The following is an 8,660-nucleotide window of genomic DNA, read 5'->3' on the forward strand; positions in this document are numbered from 1 at the left end:
ACCCGTTTCAGAGATTACGCAAACAGAGATACGCAATACCCTTTCTCCCATTTGGCATACAAAGGCTGTAATTGCTCGAACAGCATTGATACGTCTTAATCTTTGTCTCAAACATGCGGCTGCATTAGGTGTAGATGTTGATTTACAAGCTGTAGAAAAAGCAAAAGCTCTCTTAGGAAAACAACGCCATAAGGTCACTAATAGACCAGCCATGGATTGGAGAGAGGTTCCGGCTTTTTATAAAACACTCTGTGAAGCATCAACCATAACACAACTGGCTTTGCGTTTGCTTATTCTGACAGGTGTTCGTACCAATCCTTTACGTCATATTCATAAAGATCAAATTGATGGGGATATATGGACCATACCTGCTGAAAATATGAAAGGCAAGCGTGATACAACAAAAGAATTTCGCGTGCCTTTATCAACTGAAGCATTAGACATTTTAAAACAAGCACGATTGCTTTCTCGTAATGATTTCTTTTTTTCTGCTAAAGGTCGCGGTCCCCTCGCTGAGAAGTGTATGGCTCAATATATGAGAGACAATAAACTTGAAGCCTGCCCGCATGGTTTTCGCTCTAGTTTACGCGATTGGCTAGCAGAAACAACCGATGCCCCCTATGAGGTCGCTGAAACTATTCTAAGTCATACAGTTGGCGGCAAAGTAGAGCGTGCCTATCGTCGTACTGATTATCTAGAACAGCGCCGTGTCTATATGGATAAATGGGCGGCTTATGTCACGGGTCAATCTTAAGATATGGGGTGAATAACCCCATTATCTGTGGATAACTTTAGCTCTCTTTTCTCTCATTCTCTCTCAATAAGACTCATAACGTATCACATCAGAAATTGTATGATAAAATATTGTTTTCTATGAATAAAACATCTTTCTAAATGAACCAAAATGTGGTTAATAAATAGTTATGATTTGTTACCATTTTTATAGTGAAAGGATTTTAATATGACAGAAAATGATATTCTTTTAACTGACCGTGAAAGTGCAAAATTGCTTCATATGAGTGTTTCAACATTCCGCCGTCATGTGACCAATGGCTCTCTCCCAAAACCTTTAAAATTTGGCTTTTTATCCCGTTGGTTACAATCGGATCTTTTGAATGTCATCGAGCAAGCAAAACAGCAACGTTATAACGACGCGGCATAAAAAAAACCTTATCACGTAAGGACGGACAAGGCTTTCTCTGCTGAAGCAAGACTTAAGGTTTGCATTCAAGTTGTTCTGAATGCTTTTTACAATAAGGGCTATTTAAGCGTCTCTCAACACTTCGCTGAGGCATGACAGCACCAGGACGACATATGGGAAGATTGTCCGATTTATGGTTTTCACACCATTCTTGTATTGTAAAGCTAGGACGAAAACCTGATTGCGCCATACACATTTCAATACTGGCAAATTGATTCAAATCTAGCGCCACAACCTTATTAAGGTCCGGTACTCCACATTCTAAAAGTATTTTATTTCTCCATAATGCTGGAGAAAGTGAGGGAATTGAGTTAACACATCCAGTGATACTTAACAGAGCTATACAACTCAATAGTTTTAAGATTTTCTTCATTATTCCCCTCTTTCAATGGATTTATTTACAATAAAAAAGCTCATAAGCCTGTTGATATTTCCTGTCACCGCTGCTTAAAACAACGGTGAACAATATTGAGATGATTGGTTGAGAAAACAATCCCACCATTCCAAGTGAAGGCAAGGATAGCGGATTGTTAATCATCACAAACAGCAAAACTTAAGGATAACATTCATATTGTTCTGGATGCTTTTTACAAAAAGGGCTGTTCAAGCGCTTCTTGACACTGCGCTGTGGTATGACAGCACCTGGACGACAAGCCGGAAGATTCTTTCCTTGAAAATTCTCACACCACGTTCCTGCCTCTGTATCTTTATAGCGGAATCCTGATTGAACCATACAAGAATCAATAAACGCCTTTTTATTTAAACTTAACTTTCTATTTTCTGGATCAGTATCATAAGGGGTTGGCATTCCACATTCTAATAAGGCTTTTCCTACCTCAGTAAAATCAGTAACACCATTTTTCTCCCACGCGCTCAAATATCCTCCAGGAGTTTTATTAAACTGACATCCAGCTATACTTAACAAAGTTACAGCGCTTAATAATTTTAAAGTTTGTTTCATTTTTTTCCTCCATGATTTAATTCAAGGTTTTTGTTTTAAATGAGATGAGCCATACCTTTTTTGGCATTTTTGACCCGCATCTCCAAGACAGGTATGGGAGCTTATGGGATTCATGATCACTCTCCACCATTCTTTCCACCAGTTACTGCCAGCAGGTATTGTCTCGTAAGTATAGCCATTGCCGCCAATAATTCTGCTGACAAAGTCGTATCTATTCCCATCAAAGCCAACAATGGTTTGTTTGCCATCACTCACATAACCTAACAGACCGGATGCAACTAAAACATTAAAGGCTGGTCCATAGAAATTGATATTCGTGTTGTCGGCTATACCGTGCACACCTTCTTGTTTGAAAGAATTCAGCATATTCCCCAATGTCATTGTCCCGCGACTATGTCCATAAAGTTCTAATCCTGTAAGACCATAGCTATACATCAAATCTTTTGCTTCTTGTGTTGAATTGGTCAAACCCCAAAAGTTATTTTCCATAAACTTCTGATAGCCCGCGACCAGAAGTTCTGAAATAGCAGAATCGGCTTGAGGGAACACAACAAAATAAAGCGGTTCATTTTTATCCTTCGCATGTTGAACCGCATAAACAGCGGCTTCCTCTGGTGGAGTAAAGATGCCATTAAAGGACACATGCACCTTGCCATCAGCACCCTCTTGTAAATGCTGCTTTTCTTCATCCGTTAAATAATGTGCGTGAGGTATTTTTTGTCCACGAGCGTCTTTGATATACTGTCCATTTGCATCTATTTCATAGATTATATTACCCTTTTCATCACGGTCGACCACAGCGATGGGGTGCTCTTTGATAAACATGGTTTTATAGGAGTCATCACTGTATTTAAATCCTTCTTCTAAAAGTTGGGTTGCCATTTCACGGTTTTCATGGACGATTTGTTCCAGCTTGCCTGCATCGAGCTGTTGTACACCCTTATGGGCGGTGGCAGTATCACGATTAAGGGAGGCTATGGCTTGTTCCACATCTTGCCCTGTCAATGCCTTCTGCCCAGCTTCATCAGTAATGACAATGGTGCCATCGCTAATGGCGGATTTGGTGTATCCTTCCTCTGAATCTTGGGCTTTTGAATGATCTAAGACATTTTTGGCAATGTTTTTCCCGACACCATATTTACCCTGATACATCGGACCACCGGCAGAAATACTTAAACCTTGGCTGCTAGCTTGCGCATGCGCACCGTTGCTGATATCACTGGTGCTAATGCTTCCTGTGGTCAGGCTGTTTTTTTCTGCCGGCGCAGTGCTGGCAATAAGCCCCCCAGTTAGGGTCGTTTTGTCTTTAACGTTGATCTTAAAACCGCCATCACCGGCTTTGATGCCTGATTGCTCCACAACACTATGATAATCGCTAGAGGATTTATCCTTGTTCAAGGAAATATTGGTTGTGGCTGCATCATCCTTTTTTCCACCATTAAACCCAATAGAAAAAGAGTCTTGCTTGCTGGAAGTTTGTCCCGTATCACTGCGGCTGGTAATGGCGAAATCACCCCCTACTTCCATTTCTACATGGTCTGCAGAAGCCACGGCGCCTGCCAGTATGGTGTTTCCCTGACTTATGGTATGAAGAGTGCCAGTGCCTATAATATGGCTGTTCTTGTGATGCACTTCCTCACTGGAACCCTTGCCTTTACCAAAAGAAGCATTCCCCATCCACCCTGGACCACCGGTACCATAACTATACCCAACATTCATTGAAGCGCTTTGCGTATGATTTTGTGTGCTTTGTGTGTTTTGCGCACTTTCAAAAGTGATATCTTTACCTGCTCCCATGGTGATATTCCCGCTCTGTTCATCATTGCTTTGCATCGGGTTTGTACCGGCAATAATATCGGCTCCAACACCATGGATGCTGCCTTTGTGGGCTTGCATATTAACAGCGCGTCCTGCTTCTATTGTACCTGTCACCGCAGTAGATGTCTGAACCGATGCCTCCTCCTTCTCTGTCTTAAAGCCAACGGTTACGCTAGCAGAAACATCAGCAATATCACGAATAGACTGTTTGTTTCCACCTTTCATCCCATTATAAAGACCTTTGCCTTTGCTATAGAGATCATAGCCTTTTAGACCAGCAATAAGACCATTACCGATTTTGTGTTTTGTATCCCCATGACCAAAACGTTTGACTGCATCCTTTACATCTTTTACGGCACCAAGAATACCCACATTGACAGAGCCTGTCACACCAGCAAAAGACTTTTCATGCTTTTCTTTTGCGTTAGAGGTATCATAGCTTTCTGATAGGGTGATATTATTGCCGGCATCCATGTTGACATCACGATCCGCCGAAACAATGGCTGCTTGTAAATTCACATCATTGTCAGCAGTAATCTGCACATCTTGGCGTGCCGTGATGTGTGATTGTGTGGAAGTGGTTTCCCATTGATCGCCCGTATCTTTGGCGCTTGCAACCCCAACACCTACAGAAGCACCGCTGTTGCTCTTTTCAAACTGAATGCCAAAGCCTGTACGTTCTTCCTTTGAGCTTGAGGAATGGCTATTATGACCAACAAGCACATTGACATCATGCGCTGCCGAAAGGTTAATATTCTCACCCGCAAGATCAGAGCCCTCCACGTTCACATCTTTTTTCTTGGCAGTGATGTTGATATTGCCATCCGCATTGAGAGAAGAGCCTTGATGCTCAAAGCTCTCTTCATTTTCTGTCTTTCCCTCACTCCCGTATATCGACACAAAGCCCTTACCTGATCCCACACCAAAACCTGTTTCATGGGTCTCTGAATGGCTTTTATGGTGATCTGTCATGCCATCAATCGTCACATTTTCTCCGCTCACATTGATATCTTGACCGGAAAGAAGATGAGAAGCAGAAATCTTGGCTTCTCCTTGTGCGTCTAACACGATGTTTCCCGTCGCCCCAAGGATAGAGGAGACCGTTGTGGTATGCGATTGAGATGTATCGGACGATTCCTCATGCAAAAAGCCACTTGATGACGATTGTGCTTGCTGATCCAAGTGTTCTTGGGCGCCTTTGATAGTAATCTTTCCCCCAGAGTGAATGGTAATATCCGCTTGTTTCTGTTCTCCTGGTGCTTTCTCTCCTGACGTTTCCTCTGCCTTACCGGCTACGAGCGTCGAGGCGACAACTTCCGTGTTGTTTCCAGATTCAATGGCAACGCCTTTTTCTCCTGCTATACTTGAACCTACCACTTGGGTAGCTCCAAAAGTTTCATGATAGGATGAGCTTCCCCCAAAAAAACCGCCATCTGTGTAGCTAGATATCTCACGGTGTGAACTATCCTCTGCATTGGTGATCAGGACATCGTTGCTGGCTTTCAGCCCTACCTTGCCCTCAGCCGCAACGGAACTGCCTGTGATGCTAAGGTCATGCGGTTTCCCATCCTGCCCTGCAACAACAGTGGTATCACCCCCAGATTTTATCGAAGAACCCCGAGAAATAGACTCTTGCCTATCAACACTAAAGTCGCTGCTCTGAAAATGATAATCTCTTTCATCGTTTCTCACCCCTATTGTTATCTCCCCTTGTGCGCCAAGAGCAACATTGTCCTTCGCATCTATATCGGAAGCAGCAATATGGATATCTTGACCCGAGATGACAGTGGTATCTTTTCCAGAACTTAAATGAGAGCCATTGTGCAAGGCGACATGGGAGGTTTCACTCCCGCGATGATTGTCCATGCTGTTGCGTGTAGCATCAATCGAAACATTCCTCTCAGCTTGTAAGGAAAGATTATCCGTTGCTTGAACATCAGAGCCTAGAATATTCAAATCTTGTCCAGAGGCAAGTGTCGTCGAGCCACCAGAGTTGACTTCTGATTTATGATGCATGGTAGCATCACCGTGTTCATCATGGTAATGGGTTTCTGCTGAACCGATCGTCAAGTTACCTTGTTCTGTAGCCATGGCAAGATCACCTCCGGTAGTGATCCCCACCCCTGAGGCTGTGATATCTTGTTTGGCAATCACCGTTGCATTACCACCAGCAGAAAGCGCCTCGGTGTTTAAAACGGTCTCCACGCCGTCAACCGTTGTGCGCCCTGCATCTAAACGAATATTCTTCTCCGCAAGGAGAACAGCATCACCACCCGCCGCAAAATGCCCCCCTTGACTGAGGATATCCCCACCATGCACATGCAATTGGTGATTTGCCGCAATCCGCCCTGAATTGATAATCGTTGAATTGCTCGTATTTTGGCTGGTGATATTGACATCATCGCCCATGATCAAAGCCCCAGCAGAAACAAAAGAGGCTCTGTCTTTTTCAGGGATATAAAGCACCGGTGCATAAACATCCATGCCCTTGACCTGTTGGCGCACATAAATCACCATCGGGGCTTCTAGAGAAGCCAATTGTTCTTCACTCAAAGCCTCACCAAAGGGGAGATTGTGGGCTTTTGCATAGTCTGCCCCAACATCCAGCAAAGTTTTGACTTGTTCAATGGCATCACTTCCAGGAATAAAGGAACCTTTGCCCAACCCTTGACCAACCAGATCACGCATTTGTTTCTCAATCAGCTGCTTTTCAAAATAAGCATCGCCTAAGAAAAAAATCTCCCGATCAGGATTGTAGCCAATTCTGTTCAAATAATAAGCTGAGCCATAAAACTTGCCAACATCAAGGAATTCTGCCCGCGTTTCATAAATGAAATTCTGGTTGGGCAGCGTGCCCCCAACCCCACCCGATTGGGGTTTTGGTAAAGGAAGCCCCTCAGCAAGTTCCCCTGCATTATTGAGATCCACTTTTGGTGTAAAGAGAGCACCAGCCCCGGTTAAACCACTTAAGGACTCCAGTGGATTGCCTTCAACTGCTTGTGCTTTAAAATGCGCATCCCCTGTAATCGAACCTTCCGCTGCCGTGTTATTGAGTTGATCGACCACCAAATTCAACGTGCCACCCGCTTGGACAAGACCAGGAACGCTCTCCAAAGCTTCTGAACCAATCTGGCGATCCTTGCCATTGGCTATATCTAAAGAAACATCGCGGCTTCCATCAGCTTTATAACCATAACAACTGTCTGTATTAGCCTGACAACCAAGATAAGTGTTTTTATAAGCCGTTGCACCCAGATTGGTCAGCACACCAGCGTGGATATCGGCATTTCCCCCTGCTCTCATAGAGCTATAATGGTTATCAATGGTATCAGCGTTAATGATGAGATTGCCACTAGATTGTATTACCCCCGAAACAGTTGGTTTATGCGAAAATGCTTGTGTGACAGTCTTTTCTGTCATATGTGACCAGTCTTCGTTTATTGACCCAAACCATCCTCCCTTCCGCCGAGAACCATTCCATTGGTAGCGTTTTACGGACTTTTGATCATAGACAGGCTTAAATTCCCAAGTAAAAGCCTTATAGACTGTTCCATCGCTTGAAATTGCGGTGCCATAGGTTTCTTCTTTGCTCGACCAAAGAGGAACATCCAAGAAAATTTTTACGTGCCCTTTAAAAGGTCCGGTATGACTTTGATGTTCGTGCCCTTTTCCCCAAAGGTTGGGACCATCTTGATATAACATCCCATCACTGAGTTGATCAGAACCCTTTGGTCTTTGGAAAGAAATATCGCTATATTCCGTTTTTTCCGTGATGACAGGCGTGCTATCAGCTTCGTTTTTTAGAGTGTTGGTTTGGATATTTAAGTTTCCACCAGCTTGAATAAAGCCTGCTTTGTTGACAAGCGAAAGGCTTTTTCCGCTGCCAGCCGCATTGGTGAAACCCAAATCACCCTCTGCCATTATGGTGCCAAAATCATTCAACAAAGCCCCATCAACTTGTAAAGCACCATTGCCCTTCACATAAATTAAGCCCGTTTTGTTGTTGGTCACATCCCCCGTCACGCTAAAGATTAAATCCTGCCCCGATGCCAATTGACCGCTATTTCCAAGCTCCCCCGTTTTGATCACGAAATCTCTGGCTGCTAAAACAGAAGTTGTCTCATCAACCATAACGCTTGGAGCAATAAAGAGAATATCTCCAGTCCCTCCCTGATCTGTCACGGCTTGTAGCCGCGCATGGTGAATATCAAGGGCATTGGTGCTGTTAAAATCTAAACCGCCATAAGCCAATTCGCTCTCTGAGACATCAATATGATCTGCAATTAAATACAGCGTTTGCGGCGTGTAAATATGAGAACGATTATTGCTTAAATCGAGAGTGTTTGCTGTCAACCTCACATCCCCCTCAGCAGACAGCACATTCTCAACACTGATCTCCCCTGATACAGAGGTTAGAGTTGCGCTGCCATAGCCCATGACCTGATCATAATAGATGTCGTTGCCTGCAAAAATTTCAATATTGCCACCACTGGCAATCTGACCAACCTTCACCCCTTCTTTTGCTGTAATCAAAAGAAAGCCGTTTTTATCTAAAATAAGATCCCCTGAACCGCCCGTAGAAACGACACCTGTCATCAGTGTCCCTGCATCAAGGCTGCCAACCTTTAAAACAGCTTCTTCACCCGTCATCAGCGAAGAAAAGTCAACCGCCCCACCCTC

Annotated in this window: 5 protein-coding genes; 2 read left to right on the forward strand and 3 right to left on the reverse strand. The window is 43.8% G+C overall.

Annotation, left to right across the window (positions count from 1 at the left end; translation table 11 throughout):
- Together ACFINX_RS08965 and ACFINX_RS08970 are read left to right on the forward strand one after the other, a co-directional pair.
- Window positions 1-754 (forward strand): tyrosine-type recombinase/integrase (locus ACFINX_RS08965; RefSeq protein WP_375668700.1); only part of this gene is annotated, 754 nt, incomplete at its 5' end.
- 207 nt (window positions 755-961) lie between these two features.
- Window positions 962-1,162: an AlpA family transcriptional regulator gene (locus tag ACFINX_RS08970; protein WP_015856172.1), complete on the forward strand. Its 201-nt coding sequence runs from the start codon at window positions 962-964 to the stop codon at window positions 1,160-1,162.
- Window positions 1,163-1,214: 52 nt separating this feature from the next.
- Here ACFINX_RS08970 and ACFINX_RS08975 read toward each other — a convergent pair whose 3' ends face one another.
- From ACFINX_RS08975 to ACFINX_RS08985, 3 genes are all read right to left on the reverse strand, one after another.
- A complete protein-coding gene (locus ACFINX_RS08975; protein WP_208433114.1) occupies window positions 1,215-1,574 on the reverse strand; it encodes a hypothetical protein in 360 nt (119 codons plus the stop codon).
- Window positions 1,575-1,754: 180 nt separating this feature from the next.
- Window positions 1,755-2,162, reverse strand: coding sequence for a hypothetical protein (locus ACFINX_RS08980; protein ID WP_375632826.1), 408 nt, complete (start codon window positions 2,160-2,162; stop codon window positions 1,755-1,757).
- 21 nt (window positions 2,163-2,183) lie between these two features.
- Window positions 2,184-8,660: hemagglutinin repeat-containing protein (locus ACFINX_RS08985; RefSeq protein WP_375668701.1), on the reverse strand; the 6,477-nt coding region annotated here is incomplete at its 5' end.

The sequence above is a fragment of the Bartonella sp. AP36NXGY genome, from assembly GCF_042195865.1.
Lineage (GTDB): Bacteria > Pseudomonadota > Alphaproteobacteria > Rhizobiales > Rhizobiaceae > Bartonella.